Source organism: Cellulomonas sp. P1_G12_2, from assembly GCF_056405535.1.
In genome coordinates this window covers 129,639-145,480 of sequence record NZ_JBFUBX010000006.1, presented here as the reverse complement: position 1 = coordinate 145,480, position 15,842 = coordinate 129,639, and the positions used below count along the sequence as shown (strand labels likewise).

The window sequence follows — 15,842 nt, the reverse complement described above, 5'->3', positions numbered from 1 at the left end:
CGGCAGATCGGCGGCGGACCTGGAACCCGGAGTGCGGGTGAGGCCGTGAGAGGGTCGTCGACATGCCTGCAGCCATCCGGCCGTTCCACCCGTCCGACCTGCCCGCGCTCTACCGGATCTGCCTTCTGACCGGCGAGGCCGGCGGCGACGCCACGACGCTCTACCGCGACCCTGACCTGCTGGGACACGTCTACGCGGGGCCGTACCCGATCGCCGATCCCGGCCTGACGTTCGTCGTCGTCGACGAGCTCGGCCCGGTGGGCTACATCCTGGCGACGGCGGACACCGAGCGGTTCGAGCAGTGGCTGGAACGGGCGTGGTGGCCGGCGCTGCGGGCGCGCTACCCGCTGGCCGAGGACCCGCACGACGGCACCGAGGACCACGTGCTCGTCGGCCGGATCCACGGGTGGACGGTCGCCGACGAGTCACTGGCGGACCGGTTCCCCGCCCACATGCACATCGACCTGCTCCCCCGCGCGCAGGGCCAGGGCCTGGGGCGGCGGCTCATCGAGACGCTCTCGGCGGCGCTGCGCGAGCGCGGGGTGCCCGGCCTGCACCTCGGCGTCGACAGCCGGAACGAGGGCGCGATCGCGTTCTACTCGCGCGTCGGGTTCACGGAGGCGCAGCGGCACGGCTGGGGCAGGACGCTGACGCTCGACCTGACCTGACCTGAGCGCTCAGTCCCGGCGCCCGTCGCGGTGCAGGGCGAGCACGCGACCGACATCCTCGACCGTGACGCCCGGCAGGTCGAGGACGTGCCGCAGCTGCGTGAGCGCATCGACCTGCTCGGGAGCCTTGCGCGGGGACAGGAACAGGTTGGCCAGGTAGCCGGTGAACGTCCCGAAGATGGCGACACCGACCACGATGATGATGGCGCCGACGATCCGGCCGGCGGTCGTCACGGGGTACTGGTCGCCGTAGCCGACGGTCGAGATGGTGACGACGGTGTACCAGAGGGAGTCCGAGGCGGTCGTGATGTTGGCGCCCGGGGCGTCGCTCTCGATGCGCAGCATCAAGAGGCTGCCGAACTGGAGCACGAGGATGCCCGTCAGCAGCAGGGTGAACAGCGCGCTGCCTGCCCGGTCCCGCACGAGGGTCCGCAGGACGGAGCGGCCGCCGACCCCCCGCATGAGCCGGAAGACGCGGACCAGGCGGAAGATGCGCAGGAACTTGAGCTGGGCCAGCGGAAGGCTGGCCAGCAGGTCGGCCCAGCCGAAGTGCCGGAAGAAGTAGTCCTTGCGCGAAGGTGCGGTGGTGAGCCGGTAGGTGAAGTCGATGAGGAAGACCACGCTGAAGATCGCGTCCATCGCCAGCAGGACGTTCTGCAGGTCGCCGTCGCCCCGGGCGACCGCGACGAGGACCAGGTTGACGATCGACAGCAGCGACAGCGCGCCGATGAAGATCTCGTACCCGATGTTCTTCAGCTCGCTGCGCGGCGCGCTCACGCGACGAGTGTGGCACCCGGCCGGGGGCCGACAGGTGCCCGGCACTCCGTGTCGCCGCACTTCCCCGTCATGGCGCGGGTATGACGGCCGTCAATGACTACTTGACTCCGAGGCGGACGAGGGGCACGCTGGTCATGACGTCGCAGGGCCGGTCCCCAGGAGGGTGGGGACCGGCCCTGCGCGACGTGCAGGTCGCCCGCCGGTACGCCTCAGTTCGAGCGGAGCGCGGCCGATCAGAGCAGGTGCCCGCGTGTGCAACGTCGCCAGCGACGCACCTGCGGTGCGCTCGGGCGCCACTGTCACGTCAGGAGCCCTCCCGTGTCCGTCTCGACCCGACTCTCCCGCGCCTCGATCCGCGTCAAGATCCTGGGACTCGTCGCCGTGTTCGCCATCGCGTCGAGCGCGCTGGGCGCCTTCGCCGTCGTGCAGGTGCAGAACATCAAGGACGACGCGACGGAGATGGCTGCCACCCAGGACACGGTCGGAACGTCGCTCGCGGCGCTCAAGGACGCGCTCTGGACCGTGCGGATGTTCATCCCGCTGGTGATGGCGTACGAGGGGGAGGGCAAGCAGGCGCAGTTCGACAAGCTGCAGGCCGCCTACGCGTCGATGGACACGGCGTCCAGCGGCTTCGCGACGGCATACCAGGGAGCCCACGGCGGCGACCTCCCGGCCAACTGGGACGAGTTCACGACGTCGTGGGCGAAGTACCGCGCCATGGTGGACGGTGACCTCATGGCCGCCGCGATGGCCGACGACCGGCCGCTGTTCGCGGAGGTGCGCGCCGGTGGCGCGGCCGATCTCGGCGCCGCGATGATCGCCAGCCTGACCGAGGTCGATGCTCAGGTCACCCAGTCGATGGACGCGATCACCGACCGGGTCGAGGCCGAGGCGTCGGCGTCGGCGAGGTGGACCGTGGCGATCCTGCTCGTCGGCGTCGTGCTGGCGTCCCTGCTCGGCATCCTGCTCGCCGGGTCGATCCGACGCGCCGTGGTGGACGTCAAGCGTGCCGTCGACGCGATGGCGACCGGCGACCTCACCGTCCCGGCGACGCCCCGCTCCGGCGACGAGATCGGCCAGATGGCCACGGCGCTCGGCGTCGCCCAGACCGCCCTGCGGGCGGTGATCTCCAAGGTCATCGAGATGTCGCACACCGTGGCAGCCGCTGCCGAGGAGCTGTCCGCGGCCAACGGAGAGGTCGCAGCGGGGTCGGAGGAGACGAGCGTCCAGGCCGGCGTCGTGGCCGCCGCCTCGGAGCAGGTGTCCCGGAACGTGCAGACGGTGGCGGCGGGTGCGGAGCAGATGGACGCCTCCATCCGCGAGATCGCGCAGAACGCCAACGATGCCGCCCGGGTCGCGGAGCGCGCCACGGGCGTCGTCGCGAGCACCAATGCGACGGTCGGCAAGCTCGGCACCAGCTCGCAGGAGATCGGCAACGTGGTCAAAGCGATCGCGTCGATCGCGGAGCAGACCAACCTGCTGGCCCTCAACGCGACCATCGAGGCCGCTCGGGCCGGGGAGTCGGGCAAGGGGTTCGCCGTCGTCGCCGGTGAGGTCAAGGAGCTCGCGCGGGAGACCGCCCAGGCGACCGAGGAGATCACCCGCCAGGTCGAGGCGATCCAGGCCGACACCGGGGGTGCGGTCGACGCGATCGGGGAGATCTCCGCGATCATCGCGTCGATCAACGACTACCAGACGACGATCGCCGCCGCGGTCGAGGAGCAGACCGCGACCACCAAGGAGATGTCCCGCTCGGTCGCGGAGGCCGCCACCGGGTCGGGGGAGATCGCCGTCAACATCTCCGGTGTGGCGTCGGGTGCGGCGTCGTCGTCCCAGACGCTGGTGCAGATGGGTGCCTCCGTGGACGAGCTCGCGCGGCTGTCCGGCGACCTGCGTGCGGAGCTGGCGGCGTTCACGTACTGAGCTGCGGTACCGCCGACCGACGGAGCGGGTGACCCCGGGGACGATGGGGTCACCCGCTCCGTCGAGGATCAGGCCGGGACCGAGAGCCCCTCCAGCCAGGCCTTCCAGGCCGGCTCCTCGCTCCGCGCGAAGTCCGCTGCGTCGGCCGAGAACAGGTACGCACGGACTCCCGCCGTCGCGGTGCCGTCGCCCATGCCCCACGAGTAGACGCTGAGCATCCCGGGCACCGGCGCAGTCAGCCGGATCAGCGTCTGTCGCTCGCCGGCCCGCTCGACCGTGCCGGTGGCCCCGCGCACGTCGACCGTCGCGCCCTCGTCGCCCAGCCCCAGCGCGGTGCGCATTGTCGACCAGAGGGCATCCGGGTCTCCGGGGTGGGTGGCCGCGGCCTCCAGGTGGGTGGCCTCCTGGCCCGGGAAGTGCGCCAGGTAGAGGCGCAGGTTGTCGAAGAACGGCATCCAGCCGGGGGCGAGCGTGTCCCACCACTCCTGCTCCCAGTCCGCGCCGATGCCGAAGCCGCTGCTGGTGACGCGCACGACGCAGGTGCCGCCGGACTTCGCCTCGACCACGAACTCGGACGTCAGCGGGCTGAGGGAATCCGGGTCCTTGCCCATCAGGGCGGCCCAGTCCTCCTCGTACTCGATCCGTCGCGGCGGGTCCCAGCCGGTGACCCGGCCGGTCGAGTCCATCTCGGGGCCCATGACGAAGCGCAGGGAGCCGCCCTCGCGCTCCTCCAGCTCGGTCGGCCCGAACCACGCGCTCATGCCCTTGGCGGTGGCGATGGCGTCCCAGACCTGCTCGGGGGTGCCGGGGACCTCGACGCTGAACTCCAGGCGGTACGGGACGTTCGTGATCGTGCTCATGTCTCCTCCTCAGGAACGGGGTGGGCGGCGACGACGAGCCGGTGCAGGCGCCCGTCGTCGTGGTGGTAGCGCGCGGCCAGGTCGAGCACCGCGGCGGTCAGGTCGTCCGCGAAGGCAGCCCGGTCGGCGGCCGACCGGAACCCGATCTGCGTGTCGATGGTCAGCGTGGGCAGTCGCGTGCCGGACGCGCCGGCCCGGCGGGCCAGGGCGCCGACCTCGCGCACCAGCCGGCCGGCCAGCGCGACGAGGTAGCCCGCCGAGAGGTGGTCGGCGTTGGCGCCTGGGTCGGCTGCGGACGCGCTGACGGCCGCCGGCGACACGACGTACGACGCCGCCGACGCCTGCAGCACCCGCTCGGTGATGCCTCCGTGCCGGCGTTCCTCGGACAGCTCCACGAGGCCGTGCGCCTCGAGCGTCTTGAGGTAGTAGTTGACCTTCTGGCGGGGGATGCCGACCCGGGCGGCGAGCCCGGCGGCGGAGGCCGGGACGGCCAGCTCGCTGAGCAGCCGGGCCCGGACCGGATCCAGCGCGGCGGCGGCTGCCTCCGCGCTCTCGATGACCTCGACGTCCTGCATGGGAACCACGATGCTCTTGACGAAAAAACTTGTCAAGGGTCGCGTACGCGCGTGCGCAGGGGAAGGGGGAGGTGGTCGATCTGGAGCGGGTGACGAGAATCGAACTCGCGCTATCAGCTTGGGAAGCTGAAGTTCTGCCACTGAACTACACCCGCGCGACCGACAGGATCGGTCCGGCAGAGAGCATACCCGGCCGGATCGTCGCGGCGAACTCCGCGTGCACAAACCCGACATCCGACAGACTGGACCGCGTCCGGGCCGCACGTCTGGAGGTGGGCGATGGCTGCGCAGCGCTCGATGCTCCCCGCAGCGCTCCGCGGCTACCGGCGCTCGTGGTTGGCCCCGGACATCGTCGCGGGGGTGACGCTCGCCGCCGTCGCCATCCCGGAGACGATGGGGTACACGGCGATCTCGCAGACGCCCGTGGTCACCGGGATCTACACCCTCATCTTCCCGACGATCGTGTTCGCCCTGCTCGGCTCGTCGCGGCTCCTGGTGGTCGGCGCCGACTCCGCGACGGCGGCGGTCCTGGCCGCCGGGCTGGCCGGGGTGGGGATCGCCGGCCTGGAACCGAGCTCGGCGGAGTGGCTCGCGTGGACGAGCCTGGTCGCGCTGGTGTGCGGCGTGCTGCTCGTCGTCGCCCGGCTGCTGCGGCTGGGCTTCCTCGGTGACTTCCTCAGCTCCGCGGTGCTCGTCGGGTTCCTCACCGGCGTGGGGATCCAGGTGTTCGCCGGGCAGCTGCCGGACATGCTCGGCATCCCGAAGGGGTCCGGCAGCTGGTTCCAGCAGCAGTGGCACCTGATCACGCACGTCGGTGACGCCAACCTGTGGACCGTCGGGTTCGCGGTCGGCACGATCGTCATCATCGTCGGCTGCAAGCGCCTCGCCCCCCGGGTGCCCGGCGCGGTGATCGCCGTGATCGCGTCGATCGTCATCTCCGCGAGCCTCGACGCCGCCTCCCACGGGGTCGGCGTGATCGGCGCGGTGCAGGGCGGGTTCCCGCCGATCGGGCTGCCGGCCGGCATCGACTGGGGCGACGTGCCCAAGGTCCTCGGGATCGCGTTCTCGTGCTTCGTCCTGATCATCGCCCAGAGTGCCGCGACGTCGCGCAGCTTCGCCATGAAGCACAGCGAGCGGGTCGACGTGAACCGCGACATCGTCGGGCTGAGCGCGGCAAACCTCGCGGCCGGGCTCACCGGAACGTTCGTCGTCAACGGGAGCCCTACCAAGACGCAGATCCTCGACGAGCAGCACGGCCGCACCCAGGTGGCCAACATCGCGATGGCGCTCGTCGCGCTGGCCGTGGTCCTGTTCCTCACGGGGCTGCTCACCGACATGCCCACCGCGGTCCTCGCGGCGATCGTCTTCCTCATCGGGATCGGGCTCATCGACGTCCAGGGACTGCGCCGGATCAGGGCGGCACGTGTCAGCGAGTTCGTGATCGCGCTGCTCACCGCGGTCGTGGTGTTCTCGGTCGGCGTGCAGGAGGGCATCGTGCTCGCCGTGGTGCTCTCGATCCTCGAGATCATCCGCCGGGCGTACTCGCCGGAGGGGTTCCTGGTGGGCGTGAGCAAGGACGGTTCCCCCACCTACGTGCCGGCTGTGCCGGGCGCGGAGAGCCTGCCGGGGCTGCTCGTCTTCCGGTACGACGCCGAGCTGTTCTACGCCAACGCCAACCGGTTCTCCGACGACGTCCAGGCGCTCATGGCGGGCGCCCCGAGCCGGGTCCGGTGGCTGGTGCTCGACTGCTCGTCGCTGACGGACGTCGACTACTCCGCCAGCCTGGCCCTGGCCGGCCTGATCACCGCGGTGCACGCGCAGGGCGGGGTGTTCGCGATCGCGGCCGCCGACCCCTCCCTGCTCGCCGGCCTCCGCCGCTACGGCACGCTCGAGGGGTTCGACAACACGCACATCTTCCCGACGGTCGAGGCCGCCGTCAGCGCGTTCCGGGCCGCGACGCCGGCCGCGTGAGCGTCAGCTTCGCAGCGTCATGGTGAACGCCCCGCAGCGCTCCTCACCGGGCTCCAGGACGAAGACGCCGGTGCCCGGCACGCCCGCGGCGTGCAGCGAGAACCCGTTGTTCACGTTGGTCACCGGCTCCACCGCGAAGTACGGCCGCTTGCGGGGGGCGTACAGGACCAGGTGGGCGTAGACGGGGTCGGCGTGCAGGTCGACGCTCACGCCGAGGTCCTCGTAGCTGATCCGCACGGGCGCGCCGGGCTCCCACGCGGTGAGCACGTCGTCGACGAACGTCGAGGTCAGCGGGCGGGCCACCCGGAAGTCCGCGCGCTGCGGCACGGCACCGGCCGGGCCCGACGCGAGGGCGTTGACCAGCGAGTAGCCCTTCTGCGCCGGCACCTCGAGGACGGGCTGCCCGGGCGTCGGGGGCGCCGAGGTGCCGACCGGGGACAACGTGCGCTGGAAGTACGGGTGGTGGCCGAACCCGGCCGGGAACGGCTCGCGGTCGACGTTGCGCACCGAGGTCCCCACGACCAGGCGGTCGCCGGCCAGTGCGTAGGTGATCTGCGCGCGGAACTGCCACGGGAAGTTCACGCCGACCAGGCCGGTGGTGTCGAGCTCGAGGACCACCCGCGTCTCGGTCCGGTCCGTCACCGTCCACGCGGAGTGCCGGGCGGCGCCGTGGATGGCCGTGCCGTCGGCGCCGTTGCGCTGGAGCTGCCAGGTGCGGTCGCCGAACGGCAGCACCCCGTCGCGGATGCGGTTGGACCACGGGACCATCGGGAAGCTCGAGCACTTCTCGGGCTCGCCCAGCGCCGTCCGCCGGGTCGGTCGCAGGAGGTCGCGCCAGACCCCGTCGGATGTGCGGATGCGCCCTCCCGCGAGGGACGCCCCCGTCGCGGGCAGCACGTCCAGCTCCCACGAGTCGTTGCGGAGGGTGACCGTCCGCGACGACTCGACGGTGGGCGCAAGCGCTTCGATCTCCTGGACAGCCGTCATCACAGCACCCGTCAGTCCCCCCGCGGGGTCAGACGGTGACCTCGACGCGGACGACCGAGCCCTCGGCGGCGTACGGGACGAGGTTGCCCTCGACCAGGGTGCCGTCGACCGTCAGGGTGCCGCGGGCACCCTCGACGCCGGAGTTCGTCACGTGGATCTCGTACGTGGCGCCGCGGGCGACGCGCGTGACGGTGAACGAGGGGACGTCCGGGCCGATCTGCGGGTCCACGACGAGACCGTCGTAGTCGGGGCGCACGCCCAGCAGGTACTGCGACACCGCGACGAAGTTCCAGGCGGCGGTGCCGGTCAGCCAGGAGTTCTTGGCCTCGCCCGCACGGGACGCCTGCTTGCCCGCGATCATCTGCGCGTACACGTACGGCTCGAGCTTGTGGACGTCGGAGATGTCCTCGCGGTACGCCGGGGTGATCCGCTTGTAGTAGTCGAACGCCTTGGCGCCGCGGCCCACCACGGTCTCGCCGATGATCACCCAGGGGTTGTTGTGGCAGAAGATGCCACCGTTCTCCTTGTACCCGGGCGGGTAGGTGGAGACCTCGCCGAGCTCGATCTGGTAGGTCGTGTACGCCGGGTACTGGAGCACCAGGCCGTGCGGGGTGCCCAGCATCTCGCCGACGGAGTCGAGCGCCTTGATGGCGGGGGAGGTCTTCTCAAGGCCGTCGACACCGATGCCGGCCATGACCGCGAAGCCCTGCGGCTCGATCCAGATCTTGCCCTCGGGCTTGGCGTCGGTGCCCACGGGGTTGCCGTAGAAGTCGTACGCGCGCAGGAACCACTCGCCGTCCCAGCCGTGCTCGAGCACCGCCTCGCGGACCTCGTCGACCACCTTGCGGGCCTGCGCGGCGACCTCGGTCAGTCCGCGACGCGAGGCCAGCTCGGCGAACTCCGCGCCGTAGAGCACGAACTGCGCGGCGATGAACACCGACTCCGCGTGGCCGCCGGCCTGGTTCTCCGTCGTCTGGAACGACTCGCCCGGGGTCGTCGAGAAGCAGTTGAGGTTCAGGCAGTCGTTCCAGTCCGCGCGGCCGATGAGCGGCAGGCCGTGCGGGCCGCGGTTGTCGACCGTGAACTGGAACGAGCGGACCAGGTGCTCGAAGAGGGGCACCTCGGACCCGGGCGCGTTGTCGAACGGCACGGGCTCGTCGAGGATCGCGACGTCGCCGGTCTCCTTGATGTACGCGGCCACGCCGGCGATGAGCCACAGCGGGTCGTCGTTGAAGCCGGACCCGATGTCGTTGTTCCCGCGCTTCGTCAGCGGCTGGTACTGGTGGTACGCCGAGCCGTCCTCGAACTGCGTGGACGCGATGTCGATGATGCGCTCGCGGGCACGCTCGGGGATGAGGTGCACGAATCCCAGCAAGTCCTGGTTGGAGTCGCGGAAGCCCATCCCGCGGCCGATCCCGGTCTCGAAGAACGACGCCGAGCGCGACATGTTGAACGTGACCATGCACTGGTACTGGTTCCAGATGTTGACCATCCGGTCCAGCTTCTCGTCGTCCGACTTCACCGAGTAGGTGGACAGCAGGCCGGTCCAGTGCGCGCGCAGCTGCTCGAAGGCGGCGTCGGTCTGCTCGGTCGTGGCGAACCGGCCCAGCAGCGCGTGCGCGCGCTCCTTGTTGATGACCTGGTGGGCGTCGTCGGCCCACTTCTCCTCGTCGGGGTTCTCGATGTACCCCAGGACGTAGGTCAGCGCGCGGGACTCGCCCGGCTCCAGGGTGATGTCCACATGGTGCGAGCCGATCGGGTACCAGCCGGACGCCACCGAACCGGTGGACGTCCCGGAGCGCGGGACGGCGGCCTCGCCGAGGCCGTTGTAGGCGCCGACGAACGTGTCGCGGTCGGTGTCGAAGCCGTCGGCCCGCGTGTTCACGCCGTAGACGGCGTAGTGGTCGCGGCGCTCGCGGTACTCGGTCTTGTGGAACACGGCGGACCCGTACGGCCCGTCCTGCTCGACCTCGACCTCGCCGATCGACAGGTTGCGCTGGTAGTTGGTCTGGTCGTCCTGCGCGTTCCAGAGGCAGAACTCGACGAACGAGAAGAGGCTGATCGACTTCTCGACGTCCGAGGTGTTGGTGACCGTGACCTTCTGGATCTCGGCGGTCTCGCCGATGGGCACGAAGAACAGGGTCTCGACCGAGATCCCGCCGCGCTCACCCGTGATGCGCGTGTAGCCGAGGCCGTGGCGCGTCTCGAAGTGGTCCAGGTCCGCCTTGACCGGCAGCCACGACGGGGTCCACACGTCGCCGCCGTCGTTCACGTAGAAGTACCGGCCGCCCGCGTCCGCGGGGATGTTGTTGTAGCGGTACCGCGTCAGGCGGCGCATCTTGGCGTCGCGGTAGAACGAGTACCCGCCGGACTGGTGCGAGATCAGCGAGAAGAACTGCTCGGAGCCCAGGTAGTTGATCCACGGATAGGGCGTGTGAGGCGTCTCGATGACGTACTCGCGTGCCTCGTCGTCAAAATGGCCGTACCGCATGGACTTGCCCCTCGAGTGCTCGGCAGTGGCGCCTGCGGCTCCCCGACCTCCCCCCGCACCAGTGCGGGTGGTGCGTCGTGCTTCCGGCGCGATATCAGTGTGCGAGAGCGCTCCCACGCATCTCCCGGACAGGAGCATAGCCGCCCGCATCCGATGGTGGAACAGGCCACGGGGTCCACAAGGAGAAGATCCCCCGCGGAGCACCCGCGATCGTGCCCCCGGTCCACCGACCGGACCTGCCCTGAGCCCGGCGCGAACCGGACTACCGTGTCTCCGTGCTGCTCTCCGACCGCGACATCAAGGCCGAGCTCGAGTCGGGCCGCGTGGCCCTCGACCCCTACGAGCCCGCCATGCTCCAGCCCTCGAGCATCGACGTGCGCCTGGACCGGTACTTCCGGCTCTTCGACAACCACAAGTACCCGTTCATCGACCCCGCGGCCGACCAGCCCGAGCTCACGCGGCTGGTCGAGGTCGGGGCGGGCGAGTCGTTCGTCCTGCACCCCGGCGAGTTCGTCCTCGGGTCGACGTACGAGGCCGTGACGCTGCCCGACGACATCGCCGCGCGGCTCGAGGGGAAGTCGTCGCTGGGCCGGCTCGGCCTGCTCACGCACTCGACCGCGGGGTTCATCGACCCCGGGTTCTCCGGGCACGTCACCCTGGAGCTGTCCAACGTGGCCACGCTGCCGATCCTGCTGTGGCCCGGCATGAAGATCGGCCAGATGTGCTTCTTCCGGCTGTCGTCGGCGTCCGAGCACCCGTACGGGTCCTCGGAGTACGGCTCGCGGTACCAGGGCCAGCGCGGGCCGACGGCGTCGCGCTCGTGGCAGAACTTCCACCGGACGGACGTCTGAGCCATGGCGAGCCCGCCTCGCATCCAGGCCGCTGACCCCGAGCTGCGCAGCCGCCACCTCCTCGGGCTCCCGGAGGACGTGGGCGCCGACGAGGTCGAGGTGCTGGCGATCAGCCGCTTCGCCCAGGCGCACTGGGAGGAGGCGGACGTCGTCCCGCAGCCCCGCGGGATCATGGGCCCGATGACCGCGGCGCTCGGCATCCGCGCCGTCGGGTCGTCGACCACCMCCGCCCGCACGCTCCGGCTGGCCCGGCTGTCCACCCTGACCGGTCCGTACCGCGTCGAGGCCGAGGACGCGGTCAGCCTCGGCCTGCCGACCACGTCCACGCTCGCCTACGTGCTGGTGGCGCCGCGGGAGCGCGGCGAGAAGCCGTACCCCGGTGGCGACCGCGACGGGCTCAAGCGCGCGTTCCCCGAGGGCATGCCGATCCGCGAGGAGGAACGCGTCCTGCAGTGGCTCGTGGCCGCGGCTCGGCGGCTGGGCGGCTCCGTGCGGATCGGGGAGCACGGCACGATCCTCACGCCCGACGTGGACAGCGCGATCGACCTGACCGTCCTGTCCGACTCCTGGCTGGAGCCCGCCGAGGCGCTCGCCGTGGTCCAGTCCGTGCAGGCGCGGGCGCGGCTGAGCGAGGCGACCGGGACGTGGGACGGACCGCTGCCCGGGGTCGGGCGCGACGCCACCGGACGGCCCGGCTGGGTCGCCGAGGCCGGTGGGCGCGGGCTGTCCGCCGCGCTCCAGCGGTACGGGGTCGAGGACGAGGCCGAGCGGCAGCGCCTGATGGACGAGGCCTCGGCGTTCGACGAGCTGATGCTGGCCGTGCCACCCGTGCCCGAGGCGTTCGGGGTGCTCGTCGACCTTGGGCACGACGGGATGCTCTCCGTGGAGGCGGGCGTCGAGACCACCCTGCCGCCGCTGATGCGCGACCTGCCGTGGACCCGGAACGGCATCGTGGCGTACCGCGTGCACTGGGAGCCGCCGTTCATCGAGGAGCTCGAGGCCGAGCGGCCGTCGTTCGAGCACCGCGTGGCGCGCTCCCGGGCCGCCCCGCTGGTGCAGGCGGTGGCGCGGGCGGTGCACGGGGCGATCGGCGGGGAGATCGCCGACGAGGCCGACTTCCTGGTCGACCCCGAGGACGTCTGACCGTGGCGGGCACGTGACCGGCACCGTGGTCCTGGTCACCGGGATCATGGCCGCCGGGAAGTCGACCGTGGCGCAGCTGCTGGCCGAGCGGCTGCCGCGGTCCGCGCACGTGCGGGGCGACCTGTTCCGACGGATGGTCGTCTCGGGACGCGCGGAGGTCGGGGTCGACCTGTCGGTGGAGTCCCTGGCGCAGCTTCGACTCCGGTACCGCCTGTCGGCGATGGTGGCCGACGAGTACGCGGACGCGGGATTCACGGCAGTCGTCCAGGACATCGCGCTCGGGGACGACCTGCCCTCGTGGGTGGCGATGTTCCGGAACGCGCCGCAGGTGGTCGTGCTGGCGCCGTCGCCGTCGACCGTGGCAGCGCGCGAGGCCGGCCGAGGCAAGACCGGGTACGGCGAGTGGACCGTCGAGGACCTCGACGCCGGGCTGCGTGACGGGACGCCGCGGATCGGGCTCTGGCTCGACACGTCGGACCAGACGCCGGCGGAGACTGTCGACGCGATCCTCGCGGGGCTGTCGCTGTGACGCCCCGGACGAGCGCCGGGATCCTGCTGTTCCGGCGCACTGCCGGGCTCGAGGTGCTGCTCGGGCACATGGGCGGACCGTTCTGGGCGCGCAAGGACGAGGGCGCGTGGACGATCCCGAAGGGGGAGCCCTCGCCCGGCGAGGACCCGTTCGAGACCGCGCTGCGGGAGTTCGCGGAGGAGCTCGGGGCGCCGGCGCCCTCGTCGGACCCCCTCCCGCTCGGGGACGTGAAGCAGAGCGGCGGCAAGGTGGTGACCGCGTGGGCGCTCGAGGGGGACCTGGACGCGTCCGCGATCGCCAGCAACCTCGTCGAGATCGCGTGGCCGCCGCGGTCGGGGAAGACGCTGCTGGTGCCCGAGCTCGACCGGGCGGGGTGGTTCTCGCCCGACGAGGCGCGGCGGCTGGTGGTGAAGGCTCAGGCGGCGTTCGTGGACCGGCTCGAGGAGCTGCTCACGTGAGGTGGTCGAAGTCGCCGTTCACCCAGCCGATGTGGCGCTCCGCGGAGCGGCGGACGACCGCCTTGGCGTCGGACGCGATCACGTTGGCGAAGTTGCCGTAGAGGCGGTCGAACTCCAGGCCGTCGAGGTGGTCGGCGACCCGGCGCGCGACGGCGCCGGACAGCGGCAGGTGGTTCGGGTAGCTGCGCATGAACGCGACCGACTTCCGGTCCGGGTTGGCGAAGACCGTGTCGCCGCTGAGCACCACGCCCCTGCCGCCCGCGCCGGCCGCCCAGTGCACGATCGCGCTGCCGGGGAAGTGGCCACCGGGCTGCGAGAGCGTCACGCCGGGCAGGATCTCGCGCTCGCCCGACCAGGTCTCGATGACCGGGTCGGGGCGGGCGACCCACCCCGCGTCCGCCTCGGCCACGAGCACCGGCGGGCCGCCGAGAGCGCGGCTCCACTCCACCTGGACGCCGAACATGTGCGGGTGGCTCGCCGCGATCGCCCGGACGGGCCCGAGGCGCAGGATCCGGGCGACGACCTCCTCGTCGAAGAAGCCGACCGGGTCCCACAGGAGGCTGCCCTCGGGCGTGCGGAGCAGCTTGGACTGCTGCGCGATGCCGGCCCCGGGCGTGCTGGTCACCGCGTACAGGTCCTTCTCGAGCTCGGCGAGCTGGCTGCGGTAGCCCAGCTCGCGGAGGTCCTGGAGGGTGATCCAGCGCTGCCCGGACGCGGGGACCCACTGGCGCTCGTCTGCGCAGATGGCACACACCGCGGTCGGCTCGGCACTCTCGACCGCGCACGTCTCGCAGATCCAGAAGCTCATGCGATCACGCTAGTCGCAGGTACAGGTCGCGCAGGAGGGCGATCTCGGCGCCGTGGTGGACGACCTCCTGGTTGGTCCACCAGACGACGTCGAGGAAGGCGTCCTCGGCGTCGGACCCGTTCGGGTACGTGCTGTAGCCGATCATGTCGAGGGCGGCGTCGTCGGCCCCCACGAGCGTCGCGCGCCACGCCGCGAGGGCCGCGGTCAGGTGCTCGATCGCGCCGGTGGCGGTGCCCTGCGGCTCGTCTGCCTGCTCCGTGTGGGTGTGCGTGCCGTCGGTGTGGTCCGCGCGGCCGGCCAGCGTCTTGGTCACGTGGTTGATCCGCCAGCCGATCGACGTGACCGGCGGCGGCCAGGGGTGCGGGCGGCCGCCGTCGTGACCCCACTCGCCCGATCCGACCAGCCGGGTCGCGCCCAGGCCTCCGGGTCCGTCCGACTGCCGGCGGATCGTCCAGGCGCCCGGGACCGGTTCCCAGAGGAGCTCGGCGTCGGTGAGCGGCGGGACCTCCACCTGGAGACCGTCGCCGCTGTCCACGGTCGGTCCGGTGAGGCGGTGCAGGAGGCGCTCGCTGGCGAAGTCGTACTCGGCGAGCAGCGGGGCGAGGCGTGCGGGGATGGTCACGGGACGACAGTGGTCTTCGATCCCGCAGGTCGCAAGGGGATTCACGACAGGCCGAGGGCCGCCAGGGTCTCCGGGGCGAGGGGGACCGTGTTGTCGGGGCCCGGTACAGCCCGCCCGTCGACGACCGTGTAGAAACCCTGGGACGCGTTGACGGGTGTGGGTGGCCAGTCGCCCTCCAGGTCGGCGAGGTCGTCGAGCAGGAGGACGTACTCGCCGCCCACCTCGAGGTCGGTCCGTTCGCCGGCGCCGGCGCTCGTGTAGGCGATCTCGAGGGTGGTCCCGGGCTCGACCGGCCCTTTCGCGGAGGCGGTGACGTCGACGGTCGCGATCGCGCGCGGGTAGCCCGCGGAGTCGTCCGGGGTGATCGCGGTGAAGGTGCCGCGGACGATGAGGTCCGCGACGCCCTCGAGCTCGGCGGTGGTGGCGTAGTGCGGGTAGTCGGCCACGGACGACGAGCCCGGGGCGTCGCGGAGCAGCGGGACGACGACCGCGATCCCGAGGACGACGACGGCGGTGGCCAGGAGCGCCACGGCGAGCCGGATCCCGCCCCGGCGGCCGGAGGGGACGAGCTCATGGTCCGGCACCAGGGCCCGCAGCTCGGCGCGGGCTCGGGGGGTCAGCGGCGCGTCGCGAACCTCGGGGACGGGGTTGGCGGCGTGGAGCAAGGTGCGGGTGGTCGTCATGACGGGTCCTTCCCGTACGTGCTGCGGAATGCGCGACGGGCTCGGTGCAGGCGCACCCAGACCGCCGACGTGGAGATGCCGAGGACCTGCGCGAGCTCGGCGCCGCTGAGCTCGTCCCAGTAGCGGAGCATCAGGAGGCTGCGGGTGGCGTCGTCGAGGCGGTCGAGCGCGTCGAGGACGTCGTCGTCGGGGGCAGGGTCGTGGTGCGTCTGCGCCACCGCCGACTGCAGCCGCTGGGCGCGCACCGCGGAGCGGTGGTGGTTGCGCACGACGTTCTCCGCGGTGACGAACAGCCAGCCCGTGGTGACGTCGACCCCGTCGCACGTGCGGGTCCAGGCGATGCGGAACACGTCCGCGGCGACGTCCTCGGCGTCCGCAGGCCCGATCCTGCGCGCCGCGAAGCGCACGATGCGGCCGTACGTCGCCCGGTAGAGCGCGGCGAACTCCGCCTCGACGCGGGGGTCGGCGGTCCCGATGACGTTCACACCCCTAGATG

At 71.8% G+C, this 15,842-nt stretch carries 16 protein-coding genes and 1 tRNA gene; 7 read left to right on the top strand and 10 right to left on the bottom strand.

Going from position 1 to position 15,842, the window contains the following annotated elements; translation table 11 throughout:
* Positions 1-62: 62 nt before the first annotated feature.
* Positions 63-668, top strand: a complete 606-nt coding sequence (locus AC1DXT_RS17615) for a GNAT family N-acetyltransferase (RefSeq protein WP_477062595.1) — start codon at positions 63-65, stop codon at positions 666-668.
* 9 nt (positions 669-677) lie between these two features.
* Here AC1DXT_RS17615 and AC1DXT_RS17610 read toward each other — a convergent pair whose 3' ends face one another.
* Entirely contained in the window at positions 678-1,445 is a 768-nt protein-coding gene (locus AC1DXT_RS17610; protein WP_477062594.1) for an ion transporter, read from the bottom strand.
* 318 nt (positions 1,446-1,763) lie between these two features.
* On the opposite strand from AC1DXT_RS17610, the gene AC1DXT_RS17605 reads away from it, so the two are divergent.
* Positions 1,764-3,368 carry a methyl-accepting chemotaxis protein gene (locus AC1DXT_RS17605; protein ID WP_477062593.1) on the top strand — a complete coding sequence of 535 codons (1,605 nt, stop codon included), beginning with the start codon at positions 1,764-1,766 and terminating at the stop codon, positions 3,366-3,368.
* 68 nt (positions 3,369-3,436) lie between these two features.
* On the opposite strand, the gene AC1DXT_RS17600 is transcribed toward AC1DXT_RS17605, so the two are convergent.
* The 3 genes from AC1DXT_RS17600 to AC1DXT_RS17590 form a co-directional block, all read right to left on the bottom strand.
* Positions 3,437-4,228, bottom strand: coding sequence for an SRPBCC family protein (locus AC1DXT_RS17600; protein WP_477062592.1), 792 nt, complete (start codon positions 4,226-4,228; stop codon positions 3,437-3,439).
* Positions 4,225-4,803: a winged helix-turn-helix domain-containing protein gene (locus tag AC1DXT_RS17595; protein ID WP_477062591.1), complete on the bottom strand. Its 579-nt coding sequence runs from the start codon at positions 4,801-4,803 to the stop codon at positions 4,225-4,227. Before AC1DXT_RS17595 ends, AC1DXT_RS17600 begins: the two co-directional genes overlap by 4 nt.
* Positions 4,804-4,884: 81 nt before the next feature.
* A tRNA-Gly gene (locus AC1DXT_RS17590) sits at positions 4,885-4,958 on the bottom strand.
* A 124-nt stretch (positions 4,959-5,082) separates the two neighbouring features.
* Here AC1DXT_RS17590 and AC1DXT_RS17585 point away from each other — a divergent pair.
* Entirely contained in the window at positions 5,083-6,774 is a 1,692-nt protein-coding gene (locus AC1DXT_RS17585; RefSeq protein ID WP_477062590.1) for a SulP family inorganic anion transporter, read from the top strand.
* Positions 6,775-6,777: 3 nt separating this feature from the next.
* Here the strand turns inward: AC1DXT_RS17585 and AC1DXT_RS17580 are convergent, their stop codons facing one another.
* Both AC1DXT_RS17580 and AC1DXT_RS17575 read right to left on the bottom strand, forming a co-directional pair.
* Complete coding sequence (locus AC1DXT_RS17580) at positions 6,778-7,761, bottom strand: aldose epimerase family protein (RefSeq protein WP_477062589.1); 984 nt, start codon at positions 7,759-7,761, stop codon at positions 6,778-6,780.
* 28 nt (positions 7,762-7,789) lie between these two features.
* Positions 7,790-10,252 (bottom strand): glycoside hydrolase family 94 protein, encoded by a 2,463-nt coding sequence (locus AC1DXT_RS17575; protein WP_477062588.1) that lies wholly within the window; start codon positions 10,250-10,252, stop codon positions 7,790-7,792.
* A 275-nt stretch (positions 10,253-10,527) separates the two neighbouring features.
* Here AC1DXT_RS17575 and dcd point away from each other — a divergent pair, with 275 nt between their 5' ends.
* Genes dcd through AC1DXT_RS17555 form a run of 4 tightly spaced genes read left to right on the top strand, consistent with a single transcriptional unit; the run spans position 10,528 to position 13,233 of the window.
* Positions 10,528-11,103 (top strand): dCTP deaminase, encoded by a 576-nt coding sequence (gene dcd, locus AC1DXT_RS17570; RefSeq protein ID WP_056086984.1) that lies wholly within the window; start codon positions 10,528-10,530, stop codon positions 11,101-11,103.
* A gap of 3 nt (positions 11,104-11,106) precedes the next feature.
* Entirely contained in the window at positions 11,107-12,246 is a 1,140-nt protein-coding gene (locus AC1DXT_RS17565; RefSeq protein WP_477062587.1) for a hypothetical protein, read from the top strand.
* Between the two features lie 13 nt (positions 12,247-12,259).
* A complete protein-coding gene (locus tag AC1DXT_RS17560; protein WP_477062586.1) occupies positions 12,260-12,775 on the top strand; it encodes an AAA family ATPase in 516 nt (171 codons plus the stop codon).
* Positions 12,772-13,233, top strand: a complete 462-nt coding sequence (locus tag AC1DXT_RS17555) for an NUDIX hydrolase (RefSeq protein WP_477062585.1) — start codon at positions 12,772-12,774, stop codon at positions 13,231-13,233. The genes AC1DXT_RS17560 and AC1DXT_RS17555 overlap by 4 nt, the downstream gene beginning before the upstream one ends.
* Here AC1DXT_RS17555 and AC1DXT_RS17550 read toward each other — a convergent pair.
* Genes AC1DXT_RS17550 through AC1DXT_RS17535 form a run of 4 tightly spaced genes read right to left on the bottom strand, consistent with a single transcriptional unit; the run spans position 13,226 to position 15,831 of the window.
* The gene (locus AC1DXT_RS17550; protein ID WP_477062584.1) at positions 13,226-14,041 is read right to left on the bottom strand and encodes an MBL fold metallo-hydrolase; all 816 of its coding nucleotides are present in this window, start codon (positions 14,039-14,041) and stop codon (positions 13,226-13,228) included. The genes AC1DXT_RS17555 and AC1DXT_RS17550 overlap by 8 nt on opposite strands.
* Before the next feature lie 4 nt (positions 14,042-14,045).
* Complete coding sequence (locus tag AC1DXT_RS17545) at positions 14,046-14,663, bottom strand: DinB family protein (protein WP_477062583.1); 618 nt, start codon at positions 14,661-14,663, stop codon at positions 14,046-14,048.
* A gap of 41 nt (positions 14,664-14,704) precedes the next feature.
* The gene (locus AC1DXT_RS17540; protein ID WP_477062582.1) at positions 14,705-15,346 is read right to left on the bottom strand and encodes a hypothetical protein; all 642 of its coding nucleotides are present in this window, start codon (positions 15,344-15,346) and stop codon (positions 14,705-14,707) included.
* Entirely contained in the window at positions 15,343-15,831 is a 489-nt protein-coding gene (locus tag AC1DXT_RS17535) for an RNA polymerase sigma factor (RefSeq protein ID WP_477062581.1), read from the bottom strand. Before AC1DXT_RS17535 ends, AC1DXT_RS17540 begins: the two co-directional genes overlap by 4 nt.
* Between the last annotated feature and the right edge of the window lie 11 nt (positions 15,832-15,842).